Annotated in this window: 27 protein-coding genes; 16 read left to right on the top strand and 11 right to left on the bottom strand. The window is 70.2% G+C overall.

The genetic code is table 11. The features are described 5' to 3' along the window. The first annotated feature begins 62 nt into the window (after nt 1-62). Both AC1RN0_RS04155 and AC1RN0_RS04150 read left to right on the top strand, forming a co-directional pair. Entirely contained in the window at nt 63-2,075 is a 2,013-nt protein-coding gene (locus AC1RN0_RS04155) for a serine hydrolase domain-containing protein (protein ID WP_492786165.1), read from the top strand. Between the two features lie 85 nt (nt 2,076-2,160). After that, nucleotides 2,161-2,559 carry a DUF5367 family protein gene (locus tag AC1RN0_RS04150; protein ID WP_492786164.1) on the top strand — a complete coding sequence of 133 codons (399 nt, stop codon included), beginning with the start codon at nt 2,161-2,163 and terminating at the stop codon, nt 2,557-2,559. Here the strand turns inward: AC1RN0_RS04150 and AC1RN0_RS04145 are convergent. Then, nucleotides 2,483-2,887 carry a RusA family crossover junction endodeoxyribonuclease gene (locus tag AC1RN0_RS04145; protein WP_492786163.1) on the bottom strand — a complete coding sequence of 135 codons (405 nt, stop codon included), beginning with the start codon at nt 2,885-2,887 and terminating at the stop codon, nt 2,483-2,485. The two genes, AC1RN0_RS04150 and AC1RN0_RS04145, sit on opposite strands and share 77 nt — an antisense overlap. 80 nt (nt 2,888-2,967) lie before the next feature. On the opposite strand from AC1RN0_RS04145, the gene fumC reads away from it, so the two are divergent. The 3 genes from fumC to AC1RN0_RS04130 are packed head-to-tail and all read left to right on the top strand — an operon-like array spanning nt 2,968 to nt 5,421. Beyond that, complete coding sequence (gene fumC / locus AC1RN0_RS04140) at nt 2,968-4,359, top strand: class II fumarate hydratase (RefSeq protein WP_492786162.1); 1,392 nt, start codon at nt 2,968-2,970, stop codon at nt 4,357-4,359. 4 nt (nt 4,360-4,363) lie between these two features. After that, nucleotides 4,364-4,678: a cupin domain-containing protein gene (locus AC1RN0_RS04135; RefSeq protein WP_492786161.1), complete on the top strand. Its 315-nt coding sequence runs from the start codon at nt 4,364-4,366 to the stop codon at nt 4,676-4,678. A 5-nt stretch (nt 4,679-4,683) separates the two neighbouring features. After that, nucleotides 4,684-5,421 carry an AAA family ATPase gene (locus tag AC1RN0_RS04130; RefSeq protein ID WP_492786160.1) on the top strand — a complete coding sequence of 246 codons (738 nt, stop codon included), beginning with the start codon at nt 4,684-4,686 and terminating at the stop codon, nt 5,419-5,421. A 10-nt stretch (nt 5,422-5,431) separates the two neighbouring features. Here the strand turns inward: AC1RN0_RS04130 and AC1RN0_RS04125 are convergent, their stop codons facing one another. Further along, nucleotides 5,432-5,830 (bottom strand): YccF domain-containing protein, encoded by a 399-nt coding sequence (locus tag AC1RN0_RS04125; RefSeq protein ID WP_492786159.1) that lies wholly within the window; start codon nt 5,828-5,830, stop codon nt 5,432-5,434. A 33-nt stretch (nt 5,831-5,863) separates the two neighbouring features. Between AC1RN0_RS04125 and AC1RN0_RS04120 the strand changes: the two genes are divergently transcribed. From AC1RN0_RS04120 to AC1RN0_RS04110, 3 genes are read left to right on the top strand one after another with little or no spacing between them, the layout of a single operon-like run. Further along, complete coding sequence (locus AC1RN0_RS04120) at nt 5,864-6,301, top strand: GNAT family N-acetyltransferase (RefSeq protein ID WP_492786158.1); 438 nt, start codon at nt 5,864-5,866, stop codon at nt 6,299-6,301. A gap of 36 nt (nt 6,302-6,337) precedes the next feature. Then, on the top strand, nt 6,338-6,571 hold the full coding sequence (locus tag AC1RN0_RS04115; protein ID WP_492786157.1) for a type II toxin-antitoxin system CcdA family antitoxin: 234 nt from the start codon (nt 6,338-6,340) through the stop codon (nt 6,569-6,571). Nucleotides 6,572-6,577: 6 nt separating this feature from the next. Beyond that, a complete protein-coding gene (locus AC1RN0_RS04110; RefSeq protein WP_492786156.1) occupies nt 6,578-6,886 on the top strand; it encodes a CcdB family protein in 309 nt (102 codons plus the stop codon). On the opposite strand, the gene AC1RN0_RS04105 is transcribed toward AC1RN0_RS04110, so the two are convergent. From AC1RN0_RS04105 to AC1RN0_RS04095, 3 genes are all read right to left on the bottom strand, one after another. After that, nucleotides 6,873-7,820: a glycosyltransferase family 9 protein gene (locus AC1RN0_RS04105; protein WP_492786155.1), complete on the bottom strand. Its 948-nt coding sequence runs from the start codon at nt 7,818-7,820 to the stop codon at nt 6,873-6,875. The two genes, AC1RN0_RS04110 and AC1RN0_RS04105, sit on opposite strands and share 14 nt — an antisense overlap. Continuing rightward, the gene (locus AC1RN0_RS04100) at nt 7,817-8,932 is read right to left on the bottom strand and encodes a sensor histidine kinase (RefSeq protein ID WP_492786154.1); all 1,116 of its coding nucleotides are present in this window, start codon (nt 8,930-8,932) and stop codon (nt 7,817-7,819) included. The genes AC1RN0_RS04105 and AC1RN0_RS04100 overlap by 4 nt, the downstream gene beginning before the upstream one ends. Before the next feature lie 62 nt (nt 8,933-8,994). Further along, on the bottom strand, nt 8,995-10,005 hold the full coding sequence (locus AC1RN0_RS04095; RefSeq protein WP_492786153.1) for a polyprenyl synthetase family protein: 1,011 nt from the start codon (nt 10,003-10,005) through the stop codon (nt 8,995-8,997). Between the two features lie 96 nt (nt 10,006-10,101). Here AC1RN0_RS04095 and AC1RN0_RS04090 point away from each other — a divergent pair, with 96 nt between their 5' ends. Further along, complete coding sequence (locus tag AC1RN0_RS04090; protein WP_492786152.1) at nt 10,102-10,851, top strand: tRNA1(Val) (adenine(37)-N6)-methyltransferase; 750 nt, start codon at nt 10,102-10,104, stop codon at nt 10,849-10,851. A gap of 83 nt (nt 10,852-10,934) precedes the next feature. Here the strand turns inward: AC1RN0_RS04090 and AC1RN0_RS04085 are convergent, their stop codons facing one another. The 5 genes from AC1RN0_RS04085 to AC1RN0_RS04065 form a co-directional block, all read right to left on the bottom strand. Then, nucleotides 10,935-11,501, bottom strand: coding sequence for a nucleoside 2-deoxyribosyltransferase (locus AC1RN0_RS04085; protein ID WP_492786151.1), 567 nt, complete (start codon nt 11,499-11,501; stop codon nt 10,935-10,937). Between the two features lie 9 nt (nt 11,502-11,510). Continuing rightward, the gene (locus AC1RN0_RS04080) at nt 11,511-12,101 is read right to left on the bottom strand and encodes a YceI family protein (protein WP_492786150.1); all 591 of its coding nucleotides are present in this window, start codon (nt 12,099-12,101) and stop codon (nt 11,511-11,513) included. Between the two features lie 29 nt (nt 12,102-12,130). After that, nucleotides 12,131-12,568 (bottom strand): hypothetical protein, encoded by a 438-nt coding sequence (locus tag AC1RN0_RS04075; RefSeq protein WP_492786149.1) that lies wholly within the window; start codon nt 12,566-12,568, stop codon nt 12,131-12,133. A 40-nt stretch (nt 12,569-12,608) separates the two neighbouring features. Beyond that, nucleotides 12,609-13,628 (bottom strand): ketol-acid reductoisomerase, encoded by a 1,020-nt coding sequence (ilvC, locus tag AC1RN0_RS04070; protein WP_492786148.1) that lies wholly within the window; start codon nt 13,626-13,628, stop codon nt 12,609-12,611. A gap of 201 nt (nt 13,629-13,829) precedes the next feature. Continuing rightward, nucleotides 13,830-14,939, bottom strand: a complete 1,110-nt coding sequence (locus tag AC1RN0_RS04065) for an RcnB family protein (RefSeq protein ID WP_492786147.1) — start codon at nt 14,937-14,939, stop codon at nt 13,830-13,832. A 117-nt stretch (nt 14,940-15,056) separates the two neighbouring features. Here AC1RN0_RS04065 and AC1RN0_RS04060 point away from each other — a divergent pair, with 117 nt between their 5' ends. The 5 genes from AC1RN0_RS04060 (at nt 15,057) to AC1RN0_RS04040 (ending at nt 17,582) form a co-directional block, all read left to right on the top strand. Further along, the gene (locus AC1RN0_RS04060) at nt 15,057-15,611 is read left to right on the top strand and encodes a DUF924 family protein (protein ID WP_492786416.1); all 555 of its coding nucleotides are present in this window, start codon (nt 15,057-15,059) and stop codon (nt 15,609-15,611) included. Between the two features lie 67 nt (nt 15,612-15,678). Then, on the top strand, nt 15,679-16,527 hold the full coding sequence (locus AC1RN0_RS04055; RefSeq protein WP_492786146.1) for a thymidylate synthase: 849 nt from the start codon (nt 15,679-15,681) through the stop codon (nt 16,525-16,527). Nucleotides 16,528-16,579: 52 nt separating this feature from the next. Then, nucleotides 16,580-16,840: a hypothetical protein gene (locus AC1RN0_RS04050; RefSeq protein WP_492786145.1), complete on the top strand. Its 261-nt coding sequence runs from the start codon at nt 16,580-16,582 to the stop codon at nt 16,838-16,840. Further along, the gene (locus AC1RN0_RS04045) at nt 16,840-16,980 is read left to right on the top strand and encodes a hypothetical protein (protein WP_492786144.1); all 141 of its coding nucleotides are present in this window, start codon (nt 16,840-16,842) and stop codon (nt 16,978-16,980) included. Before AC1RN0_RS04050 ends, AC1RN0_RS04045 begins: the two co-directional genes overlap by 1 nt. Nucleotides 16,981-17,012: 32 nt before the next feature. After that, on the top strand, nt 17,013-17,582 hold the full coding sequence (locus AC1RN0_RS04040; RefSeq protein ID WP_492786143.1) for a hypothetical protein: 570 nt from the start codon (nt 17,013-17,015) through the stop codon (nt 17,580-17,582). Here AC1RN0_RS04040 and AC1RN0_RS04035 read toward each other — a convergent pair. Continuing rightward, nucleotides 17,579-18,607 (bottom strand): alcohol dehydrogenase catalytic domain-containing protein, encoded by a 1,029-nt coding sequence (locus tag AC1RN0_RS04035; protein WP_492786142.1) that lies wholly within the window; start codon nt 18,605-18,607, stop codon nt 17,579-17,581. The genes AC1RN0_RS04040 and AC1RN0_RS04035 overlap by 4 nt on opposite strands. Before the next feature lie 84 nt (nt 18,608-18,691). Between AC1RN0_RS04035 and AC1RN0_RS04030 the strand changes: the two genes are divergently transcribed. Together AC1RN0_RS04030 and AC1RN0_RS04025 are read left to right on the top strand one after the other, a co-directional pair. Then, complete coding sequence (locus AC1RN0_RS04030) at nt 18,692-19,207, top strand: dihydrofolate reductase (protein WP_492786141.1); 516 nt, start codon at nt 18,692-18,694, stop codon at nt 19,205-19,207. Nucleotides 19,208-19,279: 72 nt separating this feature from the next. Beyond that, nucleotides 19,280-20,191, top strand: coding sequence for an SMP-30/gluconolactonase/LRE family protein (locus tag AC1RN0_RS04025; RefSeq protein ID WP_492786140.1), 912 nt, complete (start codon nt 19,280-19,282; stop codon nt 20,189-20,191). The last annotated feature ends 40 nt before the right edge of the window (nt 20,192-20,231 follow it).

Here is a 20,231-nt window from a genome sequence, read left to right as displayed (position 1 = left end):
TTTGCCCGGCGTCCCCGGCGCCCTAGAAGTCCGTTGAACACCTATTCCCCGGGGACATCTCCTTGCCATCGCCCGTCAAAGCCGCGCTCGCGGCTGCGCTCTCCATTCTGATCGCCGTCGCTCCGGCGGCCAGCCCGGCGCAGAGCCCCCTGCCCGCGGCGCCCGTCATCACGCCGGTCCCGGTCGCCCCACGCCCCGGCGTCGCGCCGCTGCCCCCGGCGGAGCTGGAAGCCTATGTCGACGGCATGGTGCGCGACGCGATGGCCGCCGACCGCATTCCCGGCGTGACTGTTTCGGTGGTCCAGAACGGCCAGGTGGTGCTGAAGAAGGGCTACGGCTTCGCCCGGCTGGCCCCCGCGGCCCCGGTCGACCCGGACCGCACGCTGTTCCGCATCGCCTCGATCTCCAAGACCTTCACCTGGATCGCCGTGATGAAGGAGGTCGAGGCCGGCCGCATCCGGCTCGACGCCCCGATCAACCTCTATCTGCCGGAGAAGATCCAGGTCCGCGACCAGGGCTTCGACCATCCGGTGCGGGTCATCGACCTGATGGGCCACGCCCCCGGCTTCGAGGACCGCGCCCTTGGCCAGCTGTTCGAGCGTGACGCCGATCGCGTGCGGCCGCTGGACGTCTATCTGCGCCAGGAACGGCCCCGCCGCGTGCGTGAGCCGGGCGTCGCCCCGGCCTATTCCAACTACGGCGTGGCGCTGGCGGGCGCAGCCGCGTCCTGGGTCTCGGGCAAGCCGTACGAACGGCTGATCGAAAGCGAGATCACCGGCCCCCTCGGCATGAGCCACACGACCTTCCGCGAGCCCTATCCGGCGCGCAAGGACCTGCCCACGCCCCTGTCCCCCGCGCTCGCCCGTGACATGGCGACCGGCTATCTGTGGACCAGCGCGGGCTGGCGCGAGCGCCCCTACGAGTACACGACCCAGGTCGCCCCGGCGGCCGGCGCCTCGACCACGGCCGGCGACATGGCCCGCTACATGACCATGATCCTCGGCGGCGGCGTGCTGGACGGCGTGCAGGTCTACAGCCCCGCCACCGCCGCCGGCTTCAGCCGCGCGCAGTCGCGGCCGAAGCCGGGCGTCTCGGGCTTCGCCCACGGCTTCCGCGAGTTCCAGCTGCCCGGCGGCCGGAGCGGCTGGGGCCACGACGGCGTGCTGCTGTCGTTCCGGTCGTCGATGGTCGTGGTCCCCTCGCTGAACCTCGGCGTGTTCATCGCGACCAACTCCGAAACCGGCGAGCGCCTGACGGCCCAGATCACCGGCCGCATCGTGCAACGCTTCTACGGCCCGCCCCCGGCCCTGCCGGACGCGGGTTCACCCTGGCTGAAGCAGAACGCCGACGTGTTCAGCGGCGAATACATCAGCACCCGGCGTTCCTATCGTGGCCTGGAGCAGTTCGTCGGCCTGATCGACGCCCGCACGCGGGTGGCGGTCACCGACGCCGGCTACCTGCGCTTCACCAATCGCGACGGCTCGTCGCTGTGGGTTCCGGAAGGGACCGGCGGCCAGTTCCGCGAGATGGGCGGCTGGCGGCGCATGGCCTTCGTCCTCAAGGACGGCCGGGCGACCGCCTACTACCCGTCGTCGGGCACGGCGATGTACCAGCGGGCCGGCTTCTTCGGAACGCAGGGCTGGCTGGTCAATCTGGCCGTGCTGGCGCTGATCGCGGCCCTGGCCACCCTCGGCGGGCTGATGATGCGCGACCGCAAGGAACATCGCGAGACGCCGATGCAGCGCCGCGCGAGCCTGATGCAGACGACCCAGGCGATTCTCTGGCTGCTGTCCTTCGGCGCGCTGGCGATCTGGGCCAACCGGGCCGACGATGTCGCGGCGATCTTCTTCGACTGGCCCGGCGGCTGGATGCTGACGGCCTCGTCCTGCGCCCTGGTGGCGGCCTTCCTGGCGGCGGTGACGCTGGTGCTGCTGCCGTTCATCTGGCGGGGCGGACGCAGGGTCGAGAGCTGGACGGTCGGCCGCAAGCTGCGCTTCACGGCCACCACCCTGGTCTATGTCGGCCTGTCGCTGGTGCTGCTTTTCCGCGGCGCACTCGTGCCCTGGGCGAGCTGACTTTTCACGCCCGCGACACTGCGCCACCTTTCTGGCGCCGCCCTCGCATCCCCAGGATGGAAACGGGTGGTTCGGGGTGGTTGTCGTGTCAAAAGAAGACGGTCTGACGTTCGGTCTGGCGGGGCTCGTGGCCTTCCTGGTCTCGACCTCCTGGTACGCGGCCTTCGGAGCGGGTCTGCTCGAGAAGGCCTTCTGGTTCTACGCGGTCAACGCCTTCCTCGTCGGCGGCGCGGTGGTGTTCCTGTTCCATGTGGTGGCCCGCCTGCGCCGGCTCCCGCGCCGCAAGCGCCTGCTGGCGGCGGCGATCTTCGCCGCACCGGGCCTGATCGGTGCGGGCGTCATGCTGGCGCTGTTCAAGGACATCTTCCCGGAATGGGATCCGGTCAGCATCGGCCGTTACGGCGCCTTCATCCTGGTGGGCGACGCCCTGCTGGCGGGACTGGCTCTGGACCGCGCGAAGAAAGCCGTGTCACGCGCACGGTGACCCGTTCGCGGTCGCCCGCGCGCCGCTCGACCAGCAGTCGGGCGACCTGCGCGTCATCATGGAAGGCGTAGCCCTTGATCGCGTCGAGGATCGCCTTGGCCAGGTTGTCGAGGTCCATCCACGGCGGATCGCCCTCGTAGTCCATGTAGATCTCGACGCCGAAGTCGCCCCAGCTGGGCCGCGCGCCGCGCCAGTCCTTGCGGAAGAACTCGTAGATCAGCGGCTTGTAGTACTTCGCCTGGGTCGTCAGCCCGTCGACCACGAGCTCGAAAACGCCGCCGCCCTCCCGCGCGCGCACCTTCCCCCGGGCTGTCCAGTCGTCGGTCATAGGCGTCCATAACGCCTTGCACGCTTGCAGTCTCGCGCCCCGGCGCTAAACCGGCGCTGCAAGTTTCGCCGGGAAAGATCATGACCGCCACGCGCACCGAGACCGACACCTTTGGCCCCATCGAAGTGGCCGCCGACCGCTACTGGGGCGCCCAGTCGCAACGCAGTCTGGGCAACTTCAAGATCGGCTGGGAAAAGCAGCCCCTGCCCGTCGTCCGCGCGCTCGGCATCGTCAAGCGGGCCGCCGCCGAGACCAACCTGGCGCTGGGCAAGCTCGATCCGAAGATCGCCGAGACGATCGTCGCCGCGGCCAACGAGGTCATCGAGGGCAAGCTCAACGACCACTTCCCGCTGGTCGTCTGGCAGACCGGCTCGGGCACCCAATCGAACATGAACGCCAACGAGGTGATCTCGAACCGCGCCATCGAGATGCTGGGCGGCGAGATGGGCTCCAAGAAGCCGGTCCACCCCAACGACCACGTCAACATGAGCCAGTCGTCGAACGACACCTATCCGACGGCCATGCACATCGCCTGCGCGGAGCAGGTGGTCCACGACCTGCTGCCGGCCCTCAAGCATCTGCACGCCGCGCTGAAGGCCAAGGCCGACGCCTGGCAGCACATCATCAAGATCGGCCGCACCCACACCCAGGACGCCACGCCGCTGACCCTCGGCCAGGAGTTCGGCGGCTATGCGCAGCAGGTCGCCAACGGCATCCACCGCATCGAGCAGACCCTGCCGCAGCTGATGGAGCTGGCCCAGGGCGGCACCGCCGTCGGCACGGGCCTCAACGCCCCCGTCGGCTTCGCCGAGAAGGTCGCCGAGCGCATCGCCGCGATCACGGGCCTTGGCTTCACCACCGCGCCGAACAAGTTCGAGGCCCTGGCCGCCCACGACGCGATGGTCTTCAGCCACGGCGCGATCAACACGGTCGCCGCCAGTCTGTTCAAGATCGCCAACGATATCCGCTTCCTCGGCTCGGGCCCGCGCTCGGGTCTCGGCGAACTCAGCCTGCCGGAAAACGAGCCGGGCAGCTCGATCATGCCGGGCAAGGTCAACCCGACCCAGTGCGAGGCCCTGACGATGGTCTGCGTCCAGGTGTTCGGCAACAACGCCGCCCTGACCTTCGCCGGCGCCAGCGGCCACTTCGAGCTGAACGTGTTCAACCCGGTGATGGCCTACAACTTCCTGCAGTCGGTCCGCCTGCTGGCCGACGCGGCGATCAGCTTCACCGACAACTGCGTCGTCGGCATCGAGCCGCGCGAGGACAACATCAAGCGCGGCCTCGACAACTCGCTGATGCTGGTCACGGCCCTCAACGGCAAGCTGGGCTACGACGCCTGCGCCAAGATCGCCAAAACGGCCCACAAGAACGGCACCACCCTGCGCGAGGAAGCCGTCGGCGGCGGCTACCTGACCGACGCGGAATTCGACGAGGCCGTGCGGCCGGAGAAGATGATCTCGCCGGGGTGAGCGGATGCGGTTCCTGAGCGGACTCGACGCCTTCACCGGCGACCGGCCCTGGGCCTCGACCCCGGTCGGCGAGGTCGACGACGTGACGGTGCGGGTGCACTGGACCGACGCGCCCTACCGCTGGCACGTCAACGACGGCGCCGAGGTCTTTCTGGTGCTGTCGGGGACCGTCGACATGCACTATCGTGAGGCTGGCGCGGAACGCGTGCGGCGGCTGAACGCCGGCGACGCCTGTTTCGCCGAGGCAGGCGACGAACACGTCGCCCATCCGCTCGGCGAGGCCCGCATCCTGGTCGTGGAGCGCAGGGACAGCATCTGACCCCCATGGCCGGCCTCACCACCCCCTACTGGATCGAGGCGCAGTTCGTCCGGCGCGAAGGGTGGGACGAGGCCGTCTATCCGTTCAACCTGCCGGTCGTGCGCAGCCTGCACAGCCTGCAGTTCCACCCGCGGGTGACCTTCCTGGTCGGCGAGAACGGCTCCGGCAAGTCGACGCTGATCGAGGCGCTGGCGGTGGCCTGGGGCTTCAACGCCGAGGGCGGCTCGCGGGACCACCAGTTCGCCACCCATGCCAGCCATTCGGACCTGCACCGGTTCATCCGCCCGGTCCGCGACGCGAAGCAGCCCCGGGCCCACGACGGCTTCTTCCTGCGCGCCGAGAGCTTTTTCAACGTCGCCACCTACCTCGAACAGAACGCCGGCAGCCGCTACGGCGACCGGTCGCTGCATGAGCAGTCGCACGGCGAGGCCTTCTTCGCCCTGTTCGAGAACCGGCTGACGGGCGACGGCCTCTACATCATGGACGAGCCGGAGGCGGCCCTGTCGCCGCAGCGCCAGCTGGCCTTCCTGGCCAAGCTGCACCAGCTGGTGCTGGCCCGCTCGCAGCTGATCATCGCCACCCACTCGCCGATCATCCTCGGCTACCCCGACGCCTGGATCTACCAGGCCTCCGAACACGGGCTCGACCGGGTCGAATACGAGGACACCGAGCACTACGGCGTGACGCGGAATTTCCTCAACCGGCGGGAGTCGTTCCTGAAAATCCTGCTGGAAGAGGACTAGGGCCCCGCGCCTACCGCTTCTCCACCACGATCTTCCCCACCGGCGCGAAGGCGATCTGGGCCAGCTGCAGGTCCTTGAAGGCGAACGGCAGGCCGATGATGGTGATGCCCTCGAAGAAGGCCGCCACGACGTGCGACAGGGCGATGTACCAGCCGGCGAAGACGAACCAGATCACGTTCAACACGAAGCCCAGCGGGCCGGTGCCGATGTCATGCGAGCCGGTGACGATCTCGCGTGAGACGATTTCCTTGCCGAACGGCCAGAAGGCGAAGCCGGCGATGCGCCAGGCGGCGGCGGTGTACGGCAGGCCAACGATGGTCAGGGCCAGCACCAGACCGCCCAGCAGCCACAGCAGACCGCTCAGCCAGCCGCCGAAGATGAACCACAGGATGTTGAGCAACAGACGCATGAACGGGATCCCGGAAACGACACGAGGTCGGAGGTGGTGACCATCCTACGGCTTTTCGAGGGCCTGCCGCATGGATTCGACGTCATGTCGGCCGAGGCGACCGCCGAGGGGGTGCGCAACATGGCCCGGCTGGCCGCCGAACGTGGATCGGCCGATGATCCCTTCGCCGAGCCCGGCGGCGCGTTGTTCTCGGCCCTCGTCGACGGCGCGCTCGCCGGCGTCGGGGGCGTGACGCCGGAACGGTCGCTCGCCGAGCCGGCCATGCGCCTTCGCCGGCTCTATGTGCGGCCGGCCTTCCGGCGGGCGGGCGTGGCCACCGCCCTCGCCGGCGCGATGACGCAGCAGGGCTTCCAGACCGCGCCGCTGCTGACCCTCAACGCCCGCGCCTCGCCCGCCGCCGCGCCGTTCTGGGAAGCGATGGGATTCGCGCGGGTCGAGTGGAGTGGCATTACGCACGCCTTGCGATTGTAATTTGACACCCGGCCTCCAAGGGACATCATCGACGGCATGGCGAAGACTCCTGTCACATTGCAACTCGATCCCCTGATGCTGGCGCGCGCCGAGGCGCTTGGTCTGGATCTGGCTTCCGCCCTTGAAACGACCATCAGGCGGCTTGCGCCGGCCGACGGCGTCGCTGAGGCCGGCGCGCCGTTCGAAGCGGGGGAAAATCCCGAAGCGATCGCCGACTACAATCGCCGCATTCGTGAGAGAGACTGTTTCGGCGACACCTGGCGAAGCTAGACGGCGATGCGGCAATTCGACGTCGTCTGCAATCCAAAGGCCGGCGGGCAGCCCTACGCTCCGTTTCTCGTGTCATTGCAGTCGCACCACCTCGACGACTTCGACACCGTCGTGATTGCGCCGATGATCCAGGCCGAGGCGCGGGTTCCTACCCGCCTGGACGTCCCTGTCGAATTCGACGGCCGGCAGTTGCTCGTTGCGGTGTCGGAACTGACCAGCACGGCCTTGGCCGGCCATCTCCGCGTCGTCGGTGATCTCAAGACGCGCGAAGACACCATCCGCCGCGCGCTCGACCGGCTGTTCAGCGGCTTCTGACCTCGTCGACCGCTGCCGCGACCTGGTCGACGTCGAGGTCGGCCAGATCCGGCGCGCGCAGGGTCAGCACCGGTTGGTCGGAGCGGATCGCCCGCGGCGCGTTGAGCGCCGGATCGCTTTCGTTCGAGAACAGCACCACCGCGGGACTGCCGGCCGCCACGGCCAGATGGGTCGGGCCGGTGTCGTTGCCGATGGTCAACGCCGCGCTGCGCGCCAGGTCGGCGATGTCGCCCACGGACGTGCGGCCGACCAGGCTGATCGCCCCCGGCGCGCCGGCGAGGATCGTGTCCGCGAGGGCGGCCTCGCCGGCCCCGTGACCCAGCACCACCGGGGTCAGGCCGGCTTTCGACAGTCGCAGCGCCAGCCCCGCGAACCGCTCGGCGGGCCAGCGCTTGGCCGGCCGGTGGGGCGAGCCGCCCGGGATCAGCAGGGCGTAGGGCGACGGCAGATTCGCCGCCGCGCCCTCCCCGCCGGTCAGCCAGCCGATGTCCGGCGGCCCGACCTCGGCGATGCCCGCGAGGCGCAACTGCTCGCGCTGGGAGTCCTGGATGTGCAGCCGGTCCCGCGCCGCGCCGCGATAGGCGAACGCCGCCCCCGGCGCATTGCCGGACCACAGCGGCCGGCGCGGCCAGAGCAGCTGGAAATAGCGGATCGTGCGGCTCTGGGTCTGCAGGTCGTAAACCCGGTCGAACCGGGCCGCCCGCATCCGTGCGATCAACCGCCAGACCGCGCGCAGGTCGCCCCAGTCCGGCCGTCCGTCGTCCCAGATCTCGTCGAACCAGCCTGTCGCCCGGCCCATGACCGCGTAGGGGGCCGTGGTCAGCAGGGTGATGCGCGCGCCCGGGTGGGCGGCGCGGATGGCCTTCATCGGCCCGGTGGCCTGGATGAAGTCGCCCAGGGCCGACAGCTTGATGACGAGGATGCGGTCGGTCATGCGGCGACGATACGCTCGGACGGCGGGGCGCTGAGATCATAGCGGACGCCTTCGGGTGCGAAGGTCAGCACACCCTTGCCGCCGATGTCGCGCGGCAGGCCGTGTTCGATCATCCGCACGCCGAAGCCCGGCCTGGCCGGCGCCTGCACCGTGGGCCCGCCCCGCTCGCGCCAGGACAGGGCGAAGCCCTCGCCATCCAGCCGCCAGTCGACGCTCACCCGCCCGTCGGCGCGTGTCAGCGCCCCGTGGCGCAGGGCGTTGGTGGCCAGTTCGTGGGCGACCAGCAGGAAGCTGACCGCCGACTCCGGCTTCAGCCGCACCGCCGGGCCGCGCAGCGACACGCGCGCCAGATCGTCCGGCGGGATCGCGCGACGCAGGACATCCTCCAGGCCGCCGCCGCGCCAGCCTTCGAGCGCCATCAGCTCGTGCGCCTGGGACAGCGCCATCAGCCGGCCGTTGAACGCCTCTGTAAACGCCGTCGGCGAGGCGGTGGTGCGGAGGGTCTGGTTGGCGATCGACAGGGCCGCGGCGAGGGTATTCTTCACCCGGTGATCCAGCTCGCGGATCAGCTTGTCGCGCTGCGCCAGAGCCGCCTCCAGACTGTGCAGCAGGGCGACGTTCTGCAACGCGGTGGCGGTGGCCCGGGCGATCACCGACAGGGCCGACACCTCGTCGGGCGACGGTTGCCGGACGGTCGACCAGTAGGCGCCGATCGCGCCGACCGGATCGTCCGGTCGCACCGGGGTCATCACCAGGCTCTTCACGAACGTGGCCCGGTAAGCGTCATGCGGAATACGGGCGTCGGCATAGACGTCGGGGATCACGACCGTTTCGCCGTGCGTCATGGCCCAGCCCGAGATGCAGCGATCAATGGGGAAGCGACGGCCCTTCCACAGCGGTCCGACCGCATCCTCGTCGAGGTAGTGGCAGAAGTCGCCGTCGCGCAGAACGATGCTGACTCCGTCGGCGCCGGAGATGGCCCGCGCCCGGGTCCGGACGATGGCGGCGACGTCCTCGGCGGTCCGCGCCGCCGACAGCTGCTCGATCGCCTCGACCAGCATCAGCAGCGCCGACGGGTCGGCCGATCCGTTCTCGCCTGACGTTTCGCTCACCCTGGGCTCCGAAAGGTCCTGTCGAACAGTATCAGACCGGCGCCGGGGTGGGCGCCCGTCGGTCAGGTCCGTCGGCTGACGGCGAAGTCGGCCAGGTCTTCCAGCGCCGCGCGCCAGGCGTTGGCCTCGGTGCGGCCGAGGGCGGCCTTGGCCTCCTCGGCGAACTGGTGGGCCAGGTCGAGGGTCGCTTCGGCCGCGCCGGTGCGCAGGATCAGGTCGCGGGCCCGGCGGAAGTCCTCGTCGGTCTGTTCCCGGCGGCCGATGGTCCGCTCCCAGAAGGCCGCCTCGGACGCGCCGGTGCGGGCGATGGCCAGCAACAGCGGCAGGGTCGCCTTGCCTTCGCGGAAGTCGTCGCCGGCGTTCTTGCCCAGGGCTTCGGTCGTGCCGCCGTAGTCGAGGGCGTCGTCGACCAGCTGGAAGGCCAGACCCAGGTTCAGGCCATAGGCGCGCATCGACCGGCGCATCTCGTCCGGGGCCCCGGCGCTGACGGCGCCCGCCTCGGCGGCGGCGGCGAACAGTTCGGCGGTCTTGGCGCGGATGATCTCGAGATAGACGTCCTGCGACAGGTTCAGGTCGTGGGCGCGCGTCAGCTGCAGCACCTCGCCCTCGGAAATCACGCCGGCGGCCTTGGCCAGGATGTCGAGTGCGGTCAGCGACCCGGCCTCGACCATCAGCTCGAAGGCGCGGGCGAACAGGTAGTCGCCGACCAGCACGCTCGACGGCGCGCCCCAGATCAGGTGGGCGGCGACCTTGCCGCGGCGCAGCTGCGAGGAGTCGATGACGTCGTCGTGCAGCAGCGTGGCCGTATGGATGAACTCCACCGCCGCCGCCAGCTTGAGGCAGGAGTCGTCGACCGCCCCGACCAGCCGCGCGGTGGCCACGGTCAGCAGCGGCCGCAGCCGCTTGCCGCCGGCGTTGATCAGATGGTCGGCCAGCGCCGGGATCACCGACACGGGGCTCTGCATGCGCGCGGAAATGATGGCGTTGACGCCCGCCATGTCATGGGACGCCAGCTCCACCAGTCCGTCGACGGAGCCCGTCGGACGGGCCACGGCCGCATTTGCTGCGTCCAACACCTGCGCTCCTTCATCCTCGCTCAATGGCCCAGCGCCGTTGCGGGATGCCTCCCGGGCGGGATAGGTCAGGGAAGAGACGAGGGCAAGGCCGAGATGGCTGACCACAGCGACGTAACCGACGATCGGCTGCTGAACGGACGGGTTTTCCTGCGCCAGCCGACGCGCGGCTATCGCGCCGGCATGGATGCGGCCCTGCTGGCGGCGGCGTGCGACGCGAGCCCCGGCGCGCGGGTGCTGGAGGCCGGCTGCGGCGCGGGCGGGGCCCTGCTGGCGGCGGCGTTCCGGCGGCCGGAGGCGGTGTTCACCGGCGTCGAGCGCGATCCGGCCGCCGCCGCCCTGGCGCGTGAAGGCGTGGCCCTGAACGGGTTTGGCCCGCGGGTCACGATCATGGACGGCGATGTCCAGGCCGGCTTCCGGGCCCTGGCCCAGCCGGTGTTCGACGCGGTGATGGCCAACCCGCCGTTCTTCGATGATCCCGGCGAGCTGCGCGGCCCGGCCCCGGAGAAGTCCGGCGCCTGGATGGCCGACGGCGGGCTGCAGGCCTGGACGGGCTTCCTGCTCAAGGCCGTGCGCGAGGGCGGGACCATCACCGTCATTCATCGCGCCGACCGGCTGGGCGACCTTCTGTCGCTGCTGGGGGCCAAGGCGGGCTCGTTCCGCGTCCGGCCGGTCCACCCGTTCGCCGACCAGCCGGCCAAGCGGGTGCTGGTGCGGGCCGTGAAGACCGGCAAGGCCCCGCTGGTCCTGCTGCCGCCGCTGGTGTTGCACGATCGCGACGGCGGCCAGCACAGCGCGGCGGCGGAAGCGATCCTGCGGGGCGAGGCCGCGCTGGCGTGGGATTGAGGGGACATGTACCGCAGGTACGTGTCCCCTAAACCCGCCACTCGATTGGGGGACACGTACCTGCGGTACATGTCCCCGTGCATTCAATCTTCCGCGTATTGCCGCACGGCCTCGAGGCACAGCTGCAGGCCGGTCACGTCGCCCTGGGTGTCGGGGGTGACGATGACGAACAGCCGCCGCGCCTCGGCCCACAGCATCAGGGTCTCGGGCAGGCCGAGATCCTCGATCAGGCAGCCCTCGCCGTCGCGCCAGACGCCGTCCTCGTCGAGCTGGGCGCCGAAATGGGCGTCGACCCGGTCGCGGTACTCGGCGTCATGCTCGTAGCTGATGTTCATATAGGCCCATACGGGCTTGCCGAGACCCGACAGGAAGCCCGCCTCGAACGCCGAACCCGGATCCGCGCCCGGTCCGCGCCAGGGCGTCAGGTTGACGATCGCCGCGTCGGCCCGGCGCATGCGCGCCACCCGCTCGGCGTAGATCTCGCGGGCCATCACCTCGCCCGGCTCCCGCTCGCGCAGCTCGCGCGTGTTGGCCTGCAGCAGGGTGAAGCCGGCGTTCTCGCACAGCGCCTGGCGCTGGGCCATGTGCGAGCCGAGATTGGGGTACCAGACCTCGGGTCCGGCCAGGTAGATCGTGTCGATGCGTTTCATGCGCCCCAGCTAGGGCGCAGCGGGCGCGGGCGCAACCGCGAGGGCCTCGATGCGGATCGGCACGTCCTCGCCGATCAGCCCGGCCGGCAGCGCCGCGCCGATGTTGAAGTCGCGGCGATGCACCGAGCCGGTGATGGTGAAGCCGGCGGCCGGCTTGCCCGAGCCGGGCGCCTTGCCGATCTTGTTCAGCTTGACCTTGAAGGTCACCGGCTTCGTCACGCCGTTCAGGGTGAAGTCGCCGGTCACGTCGGCCGTGTCGGGACCGGTGGTCACGACCTTCGTCGACTTGAAGGTGATGGTCGGGTTGGCCGCGGCGTTGAGCCAGCGCTCGCCCTTCACATGCTCCTCGCGGGTGGCGTCGCCGGCATAGAGGCTGGCGGTCGCGACCTGGGCCTCGACCCGTGAATTGGCCGGGCTGGCTTCGTCAATCCAGATCGTGCCGGACGCCGTGGTGAACGCGCCCAGGATGGTGGTGAAGCCGAACCGGTCGACGGTGAAGGTCGTCTGGGTGTGGCTGGGATCGATGGTGTAGGCCACGGGCGCGGCCAGCGCCGGCGCGGCGGTCAGGGTCAGGGCGGCGGCGAGGATCAGGCGTTTCATCGGAGCGGCTCCACAGGGACGCCGCCAGCCTAGGGCGCCGTTTTGCGCGTGAACAGGGCCACGACCTGGGACTCGTCCTGGGCGTTCAGGGTGCAGGCCGCGCCGTTGCCGACCGGCTCGCAGCCGACCCACTGCACGGTCCAGTCGACGCCGTAGCGGCCTTCGCTCTGGGCCGCCAGCACCAGCGGCGCCTTGCGGCGCATGCGAAGCCAGCACTGCCGGTTCTCGCGGGTCATGTACTGGTAGCGCGCGCCGCCGCAGGCCATGCCGGGCGGCGCACTGGTCACGAAGGTGGACTCGCCGAGATCGCCGGCCACGGCGATGGACACCCTCACGTCGGTGTCGGCGACGATGACGATGCCCTCGAGGTCGGTCGGCGAAGCGGACGGCGCGGCGGTTTCCGCCCCCGCGCCGCCGGCGAGAAGACAGAGACCGGCCGCGATCAGACCGATAGGAACACGAGACACCAGGCCATCCCCTCGCCGCATATCAACGGCGGGAGATGGATCAGTTCTTCGCCTTGTCCACCAGTTGATTCTTCGTAATCCAGGGCATCATGGCGCGCAGGCGACCGCCGACTTCCTCGATCTGGTGTTCGGAAGCGCGACGGCGGGTGGCCTTGAAGCTCGGCTGGCCGACCTGGTTCTCGAGCATGAAGTCGCGCACGAAGCGGCCCGACTGGATGTCCTCGAGGATGCGCTTCATCTCCGCCTTGGTTTCGGAGGTGACCACGCGCGGCCCGCTGACGTAGGCGCCGTACTCGGCCGTGTTGCTGATCGAGTAGCTCATGTTGCTGATGCCGCCCTCGTAGATCAGGTCGACGATCAGCTTCACCTCGTGCAGGCATTCGAAGTAGGCCATCTCCGGCGCGTAGCCGGCCTCGACCAGGGTTTCGAAGCCGGCCCGGATCAGCTCGGCCAGGCCGCCGCAGAGCACGGCCTGCTCGCCGAACAGGTCGGTTTCGCATTCCTCGCGGAAGTTGGTCTCGATGATGCCCGAGCGGCCGCCGCCGATGGCGCTGGCATAGGCGAGGCCCAGGTCCATGGCGTTGCCGGTGGCGTTCTGGTGGACGGCGATCAGGCAGGGCACGCCGCCGCCCTTGAGATACTCGCCGCGCACGGTGTGGCCGGGGCCCTTGGGCGCGACCATCAGCACGTCGACGCTGGCCTTCGGCTCGATCAGGCCGAAGTGGACGTTCAGGCCGTGGGCGAACAGCAGCGCCGCGCCGTCACGGATGTTGGGGGCGATCTCGTTCTCGTAGATGCCGCGCTGCAGCTCGTCGGGCGCGAGGATCATGATGGCGTCGGCCCAGGCGGCGGCTTCGGCCACCGTCATGACCTTCAGGCCTTCGCCTTCGGCCTTCCTGGCCGAGGCCGAACCGGGGCGCAGGGCCACGGCAACGTTCTTGAGGCCGGAGTCGCGGAGGTTCAGCGCGTGGGCGTGGCCCTGGCTGCCATAGCCTACGATCGCAATCTTCCGGTCCAGAATGCGGGCCAGATCGGCGTCGCGGTCATAGTAGACGCGCATGATTTTTCTCCGGGTCGGACGTTTGCGCCGCACCTGCGCAACGGCAGTGCAACAAAGGCCGGGCTATCGAGCGGAATTTTGCGCGCAGGTCAAGGCGGCAGGGACGCGAAATCGCTTGCCCGCGCCTCGAGGCCGCAGCGTTCGCCATACGAAAAAGCCCCGGAGTCGCCTCCGGGGCTTCATCCTGTGGCCGGCCTGCGCCTACCAGAAGATGCCGTAGTAGACCGACAGGATACGGCCCGACCAGACATCCACCAGCAGCGCGTCCTGGCCGACGCGGACCCATTCGCAACCGATCGGCGGGTACGGCAGGCCGTAGGCGCCCCAGTTCAGATAGTAGGACGAGCTGTACCAGCCGAACGGCAGGTAGTCGCCGAAACTCCAGCTGCGGACGTACCAGCCGCGGGGATAGCGATAGGGGGCGATGCGGTAGCGGTGGTGCGACCGGTAGGACCGTTGCCACGACCGCTCGTCGTACCAGCGCCGCCCGTGGTCGCGATCGCGCATGCCGCGCCCCTCGCCCGGACGGTGACCGTCCCAGCGCGAGCCGCCGCCGCGTCCGTCGCGATCCCAGTCGCCACGACCCGGCCCCTGGCCGCCGGGACGGCCGTCGGGACGACCATCGCCGTTGCGGTCCCAGCCGCCCTGGCCTTGACCGCCCGGGCCTCCCGGACGACCGGGGCGCCCGTCGGGACGTCCGTCGCCATCGCGGTCCCAGCCGCCCTGACCCTGACCGCCCGGACCTTGTCCGCCCGGGCCGCCCGGCCGACCGGGACGTCCGTCGGGACGGCCGTCTCCATCGCGGTCCCAACCGCCCTGGCCCTGACTGGGGCCGCCCTGGCCCTGACCGCCGGGACGACCCGGACGACCATCGGGGCGACCGTCGCCGTCGCGGTCCCAGCCGCCCTGACCCTGTCCTTGGCCCTGGCCTTGTCCGCCCTGACCGCCGGGGCCGCGCGGCCGGCCGTCGGGACGACCGTCGCCATCACGATCCCAGCCGCCCTGGCCGCCCTGACCGGGGCCGCCCTGTCCGGGGCCGCCGGGACGTCCGGGCCGGCCGCTCGGACCCTGGCCGCCCTGACCTTGCGGCGCGCCCTGCGGCTGGCCTTGCGGTTGCCCCTGGGGGCCGGGGGGATGGGCGCCACGCGGCGGACCGCCGTCGCGCCGCTCCGTCCGGGGCGGCGGCGGGGCATCGGCCGGCCGCGCGTCATCGGGGTTGTTGTTGCGGCCGCGACCGTAATCCTGCTGGGCGAAGGCCGCCGTGCCGCCCAGCAACGTCAGCACGAGGGCCGTAGTGATGGTCTTCTTCATCGTTGTGCTCCTGGAGTCCGGCCGCGCGGGCCCCTCTGTGTCCCTTTGCACCAAGGGTTGCGACTCCGAACCTGAACCGTGGTTGAACAAGAACGCGCGTTGCGCCAGCTTCGTGGCATGACGGCCAATCCAGTTGATGTGATCGGGTACTGGCGCCACGCCGGACCCCAGAAATGGTTTCGCAAGGATCCCCGCTTCGACGAGGCCCTGCGCCTGCGGTTCGAGCCGGTGCACTTCCGCGCGGCGCGCGGGGAGTACGATGGCTGGATGGGCACGGCCGACGGCTGCCTCGCCCTGTTGCTGCTGCTGGACCAGTTCCCGCGCAACCTGTGGCGCAAGTCGCCGCACGCTTTCGCCACCGACGCCATGGCCCGCCGCGTGGCGCGGCACATGGTCCTGTCGGACTTCGACCAGGAGATCGAGCCCCAGCTGCGGCCGTTCTGCTACCTGCCGTTCGAGCACTCCGAGGACCTCGCCGACCAGGAGTTGTCGGTGCGCCTGTGCGAGGCGCTGCGCGACGCCACGGGCGACGAGGACACGCTGAAATGGGCGGTCGTGCACCGCGACATCATCGTCCGTTTCGGCCGCTTCCCCCACCGCAACGCCATGATGGGCCGCGAAACCACGCCGGAGGAGCAGGCGTTTCTCGACGAGGGCGGGTTCGGCGGCTGATCGCCTGTGGACGGTTGCGCTTCATGACTTGGCGGGCCGGTGATTCGGGGCGACGCTCGACGCCATCATGAACGTCATCGCGCCCGTCATCGCCGTCCAGGAAAAGGCCCCGGCCGACCATCCGGAGCGGCAGTATCTCGGCCTGCTGGCCGACATCATGACCAACGGCGTGCAGCGCGGCGATCGCACCGGCACCGGCACGCTCGGCGTCTTCGGCCGCCAGATGCGCTTCGACCTGGCGCGGGGCTTTCCGCTGCTGACGACCAAGAAGCTTCACCTCAAGTCGATCATCCTCGAGCTGCTCTGGTTCCTGCGCGGCGACACCAACGTCCGCTGGCTGCAGGAGCGGGGCGTCAGCATCTGGAACGAGTGGGCCGACGAGTCCGGCGAACTGGGCCCGGTCTACGGCCGCCAGTGGCGCAGCTGGGCCACGCCCGACGGCCGGGTCATCGACCAGATCAGCGCCGTGGTCGAAAGCCTGAAGACCAATCCCAACAGCCGCCGCCACATCGTCAGCGCCTGGAACCCGGCCGACGTCGAGGACATGGCCCTGCCGCCCTGCCACTGCCTGTTCCAGTTCTTCGTCGCGGACGGCAAGCTCAGCTGCCAGCTCTACCAGCGCAGCGCCGACGTCTTCCTCGGCGTGCCGTTCAACATCGCCAGCTACGCCCTGCTGACGCAGATGATGGCCCAGGTCGTCGGCCTGCAGCCGGGCGAGTTCATCCACACCTTCGGCGACGCCCACCTCTATCTGAACCACCTCGACCAGGCGAAGGAGCAGCTCCGCCGCGAGCCCCTGCCCTTCCCGACGCTGACGCTGGCGCCGAAGCGCGACCTGTTCGCCTTCGACTACGAGGACTTCACCGTCGAGGGCTACCAGGCCCACCCGGGCATCAAGGCGCCGATCGCGGTTTAGCTGTGGCTCGATGCACTTGAAAGTTGTTCTCGGTTCGTTCAGAATCGGGGCGATGATCAGCGAACTCCCACCATCAACCCGGGACATGCGCCACCTCGACCCCGAGGTGCGAAAGGAGCGCGTGAAGCTCGGCGCCGCCGGCCTGAACGCACTTGGTCTTGCGCTCTGCATCGGCGCGCTCGTAGCGCCAATCGTGGATGCCACACGGTCGTTCGAGGCGTCGCGTGTGATCCTCGGCGTCACGCTCGGCATCGCCTGCATATTCTCGTCGCAGGCGCTTCTGCGCTATATGAAGGCCAAGGAGACCGCCTGATGGATCCCTTCGTCGCCACCGTTCTGTTGATGCTCGGCATGGCCCTTGTACTCGTGCCGCCGCTTGCGTGGCTGTTTCCGAAAGTGGACCGCGCCCTGGGCCGCCTCTCCGACTACCTCGACGCCCGCAAGGTCCGCTGACAGGCGCCGCCCCGCGCGGTAGTCAGGATGTCATGCTGAAACCGCTCGCCCGCGCCCTCGCCGCCTGCGCCCTCCTCGCCGCCCTGCCGGCCGGGGCCCACGCCCAGGCTCCCGCCCCCGCCCCCGCCACGCCGCCGCCGGCCGCGACTGTCGTGGGGGCCGCCGAAGGCCTGGCGTGGCGCGGGTTCCAGGCCTGCCTGGCCGTCCAGCGCGGCGCCCCGCTGGACAAGGCCGCCGCGGAAGCCGGCTTTCACAAGGACGACAAGGGCTGGGTCGCCGAGGCCGGCGAACGGACCCTGACCATCGAACTGGCCACGCCTCCGGCGCCGCCGGGCGCGAAGGCCTGCGTGGTCGTCTCGCGCGGGCCACTGGCCGACCACACGGGGTTCAACAAGCGCGTCGCGACCTGGGCGGCCAAGGAAGGGTTCGCCGCGCCGCAGTCGGGCGTCACGGCCGGCGGCGGCCGCACGGAGCAGTACGCCGTGCCGGACGGATCCCGCGTGGTGGTCGTGGCCTTCTATCCCGACACGGGTCAGCCGCAGCAGCCGACGCGCTCGCTGGTGTTCGTCGGCTGGACCCCGCCGGCCGCACCGCCGCCCTAGGGCAGCAGCACGACCTTGCCGGCCACGGCGCTGCTTTCCAGCGTCTGCTGCGCCTTCGCCGCCTCGGCCAGCGGGAAGGTCGCGCCGACCAGCGGGTCGATCCGCCCGTCGGCGATGCGCGCGAGGATCTCGGTCAGGTCGGCGCGATAGACCTCCGGCCGCGCGTCACGCCAGAGGGAGACATTGTAGCCGACCACGCCCTGGCTCTCGCCGAACAGGCGCAGGCTGGAGAGGCTGTTGTGCAGCGCCATGTCGATCAGCGCGCCGGGCCGGACCTTGCCGCCGCGGGTAGCATCGTAGCCGCCGTACAGCACCGCCGTCCCGCCCCGCCGCAGGGACGCGATGGACACGGCCTTCAGATGCTTGCCGCCGATATGGTCGTAGGCCGCGACCACACCCCCGCCGGAGATGTTGCGGATGCGTTTGACGAGGTCTTCGCCGCGATAGTCGAGGTGCACGCCGCCGCGCGCCTCGACCACCACCTTCTTGCCGGCCGAGGCTGTGCCGATGGCCCGCACCCCGGCCGAGCGGGCCAGATCGAGCAGCAGGGCGCCGACGCCCCCGGCCGCGCCGTGCACCAGCACCCATTCGCCCGGGCCGGCGACGGCGATGCGGTGGAACATCTGCCAGGCGGTCAGGCCGTTGAGCACGCCCGCGACCAGCCGGTCGGCCGGCGCGTCCTCGGGCGCGGGCGCCAGCCAGCGGGCCTCGATGTTGCGACGACTGGCGTAGGAGCCGGTGACGGTCAGGGCGGCGACCCGCTGACCGACCCTGAAGCCCTCGACGCCCGGGCCGAGCGCCTCGACCCGCCCGATGAAGTCGTAGCCCGGCGTCACCGGGGCCTTCACGCCCGGATACAGCCCCTGGCGCATGACGATGTCGGCATAGGCCACGCCGGTCGCCTCGATCGCCACCCGCGCCTCGCCCGGTCCCGGCGGCGGAAGCCGGCGCTCCAGCGGCGTCAGCACCGTGGCCGCGCCCGTGCGCGGCATGGTCATCTCGAAGGCCAGATCGGTCATGCGCATCCCCGTTTCCCCGAACCAGCCTAGCGGCCTCCCCGCCGCGATCAATGGCGGGACAGCCGGGCCGGGAGCGGCTAATCAGGAGTCATGACCATTCCCATCGCGCTCGGCCCCGTCGCCCGTGGCCGCAACGGCGTCATCGGCGTCGACGGCAAACTGCCCTGGCGGCTGAAGTCGGACCTCGCCCTGTTCAAGCAGGTGACGATGTTCAAGCCGGTGATCATGGGCCGCAAGACCTGGGACAGCCTGCCGTTCAAGCCCCTGCCCGGCCGCCTCAACCTGGTTCTGTCGAAGGACGGCTCGTTCGAGCCGAATGGCGCGGTGGTCTGCGAAAGCTTCGGCGAGGCGCTCGAGATCGCCCGCGAGCAGGCCGAGGAGGACGGCGCGGAGGAGGTCTGCGTCATCGGCGGCGCGGCGCTCTACGCCCTGGCCCTGCCCCGGGCCAAGCGCATGTACGTCACCGAGGTCGACGCGGCGCCGGAAGGCGACGTCTACTTTCCGGCGTTCGACGAATCCGGCTGGACCGAGGTGCGCCGCGAGGCTCATCCCGCCGGCGAGGGCGACGACCACGCCTTCGTCTTCCGGGTTCTCGAGCGCCGCTAGCCGAGGCCGCTTGCGCTGACGCGGCGTCAGGCGGTTCTATCCCTGCAACGAGAAAATCAGGGAGTGCGTCGCATGGACATCGAACTCGTCGCGGAGGGACTGCGGTTCCCCGAAGGCCCCATCGCCATGAATGACGGGTCGGTGATCTTCACCGAGATCGCCGGCCAGCGGCTGACGCGCGTCACGCCCGACGGCAAGACCTCGGTGGTCGCCGAGACCGGCGGCGGGCCGAACGGCGCGGCGATCGGACCGGACGGCGCGATCTATGTCACCAACAACGGCGGCAGCTTCGAGTGGATGGACGCCCAGGGCCTGCTGATCCCGGGCCCGACGCCCGCCAGCCACGTCGGCGGCATGATCCAGCGCGTCGACATCGCCACCGGCAAGGTCGAGACGATCTACGACAGCTGTGACGGCAAGCGCCTCGTCGGCCCCAACGACCTGGTCTTCGACAAGCAGGGCGGCATGTGGTTCACCGATCACGGCTGCACAACGCCGGACGGCCGCAAGAACGGCGCGCTCTACTACGCGAAGATCGACGGTAGCCACATCAGCCGCCAGCGCGACCACTTCATCTCGCCCAACGGCGTGGGCCTCTCGCCGGACGAGACCGTCGTCTACATGGCCGACACCAACCTCGGCCGGCTGTGGGCGTTCGACATCGCCGAGCCGGGCGTGCTGGCCGAGCCGCCGCCGTTCCAGCCGGGCCGGGTGGTCTGCAACCTGCCGGGCTTCCAGCTGCTCGACAGCCTGGCGGTCGAGGCCGGCGGCAAGGTCTGCGTGGCGACGATCATCAACGGCGGCATCACCGCCTTCGACCCGGACGGCTCGACCGAGCACTATCCGTTCCCGGACATCCTGGTGACCAACATCTGCTTCGGCGGGCCGGACATGACCACCGCCTGGATCACCGCGTCGGGCACCGGCAAGCTCTACAAGGCCAAATGGCCGCGTCCCGGCCTGAAGCTGAACTTCAACGCCTGATCAGACGGGGACATGTACCGAAGGTACGTGTCCCCGGACG

The organism is Caulobacter sp. GW821-FHT12F03 (assembly GCF_058806855.1).
This window is presented reverse-complemented; position numbering and strand designations above follow the sequence as displayed.

Coding starts and splice junctions, on each gene's coding strand:
- AC1RN0_RS04145 (WP_492786163.1), bottom strand. CDS start 2,887: ATGACCGACGACTGGACAGCCCGGGGGAAGGTGCGCGCGCGGGAGGGC.
- fumC (WP_492786162.1), top strand. CDS start 2,968: ATGACCGCCACGCGCACCGAGACCGACACCTTTGGCCCCATCGAAGTG.
- AC1RN0_RS04135 (WP_492786161.1), top strand. CDS start 4,364: ATGCGGTTCCTGAGCGGACTCGACGCCTTCACCGGCGACCGGCCCTGG.
- AC1RN0_RS04130 (WP_492786160.1), top strand. CDS start 4,684: ATGGCCGGCCTCACCACCCCCTACTGGATCGAGGCGCAGTTCGTCCGG.
- AC1RN0_RS04125 (WP_492786159.1), bottom strand. CDS start 5,830: ATGCGTCTGTTGCTCAACATCCTGTGGTTCATCTTCGGCGGCTGGCTG.
- AC1RN0_RS04115 (WP_492786157.1), top strand. CDS start 6,338: ATGGCGAAGACTCCTGTCACATTGCAACTCGATCCCCTGATGCTGGCG.
- AC1RN0_RS04110 (WP_492786156.1), top strand. CDS start 6,578: ATGCGGCAATTCGACGTCGTCTGCAATCCAAAGGCCGGCGGGCAGCCC.
- AC1RN0_RS04105 (WP_492786155.1), bottom strand. CDS start 7,820: ATGACCGACCGCATCCTCGTCATCAAGCTGTCGGCCCTGGGCGACTTC.
- AC1RN0_RS04090 (WP_492786152.1), top strand. CDS start 10,102: ATGGCTGACCACAGCGACGTAACCGACGATCGGCTGCTGAACGGACGG.
- AC1RN0_RS04085 (WP_492786151.1), bottom strand. CDS start 11,501: ATGAAACGCATCGACACGATCTACCTGGCCGGACCCGAGGTCTGGTAC.
- AC1RN0_RS04080 (WP_492786150.1), bottom strand. CDS start 12,101: ATGAAACGCCTGATCCTCGCCGCCGCCCTGACCCTGACCGCCGCGCCG.
- ilvC (WP_492786148.1), bottom strand. CDS start 13,628: ATGCGCGTCTACTATGACCGCGACGCCGATCTGGCCCGCATTCTGGAC.
- AC1RN0_RS04065 (WP_492786147.1), bottom strand. CDS start 14,939: ATGAAGAAGACCATCACTACGGCCCTCGTGCTGACGTTGCTGGGCGGC.
- AC1RN0_RS04060 (WP_492786416.1), top strand. CDS start 15,057: ATGACGGCCAATCCAGTTGATGTGATCGGGTACTGGCGCCACGCCGGA.
- AC1RN0_RS04055 (WP_492786146.1), top strand. CDS start 15,679: ATGAACGTCATCGCGCCCGTCATCGCCGTCCAGGAAAAGGCCCCGGCC.
- AC1RN0_RS04050 (WP_492786145.1), top strand. CDS start 16,580: ATGATCAGCGAACTCCCACCATCAACCCGGGACATGCGCCACCTCGAC.
- AC1RN0_RS04045 (WP_492786144.1), top strand. CDS start 16,840: ATGGATCCCTTCGTCGCCACCGTTCTGTTGATGCTCGGCATGGCCCTT.
- AC1RN0_RS04040 (WP_492786143.1), top strand. CDS start 17,013: ATGCTGAAACCGCTCGCCCGCGCCCTCGCCGCCTGCGCCCTCCTCGCC.
- AC1RN0_RS04035 (WP_492786142.1), bottom strand. CDS start 18,607: ATGCGCATGACCGATCTGGCCTTCGAGATGACCATGCCGCGCACGGGC.
- AC1RN0_RS04030 (WP_492786141.1), top strand. CDS start 18,692: ATGACCATTCCCATCGCGCTCGGCCCCGTCGCCCGTGGCCGCAACGGC.
- AC1RN0_RS04025 (WP_492786140.1), top strand. CDS start 19,280: ATGGACATCGAACTCGTCGCGGAGGGACTGCGGTTCCCCGAAGGCCCC.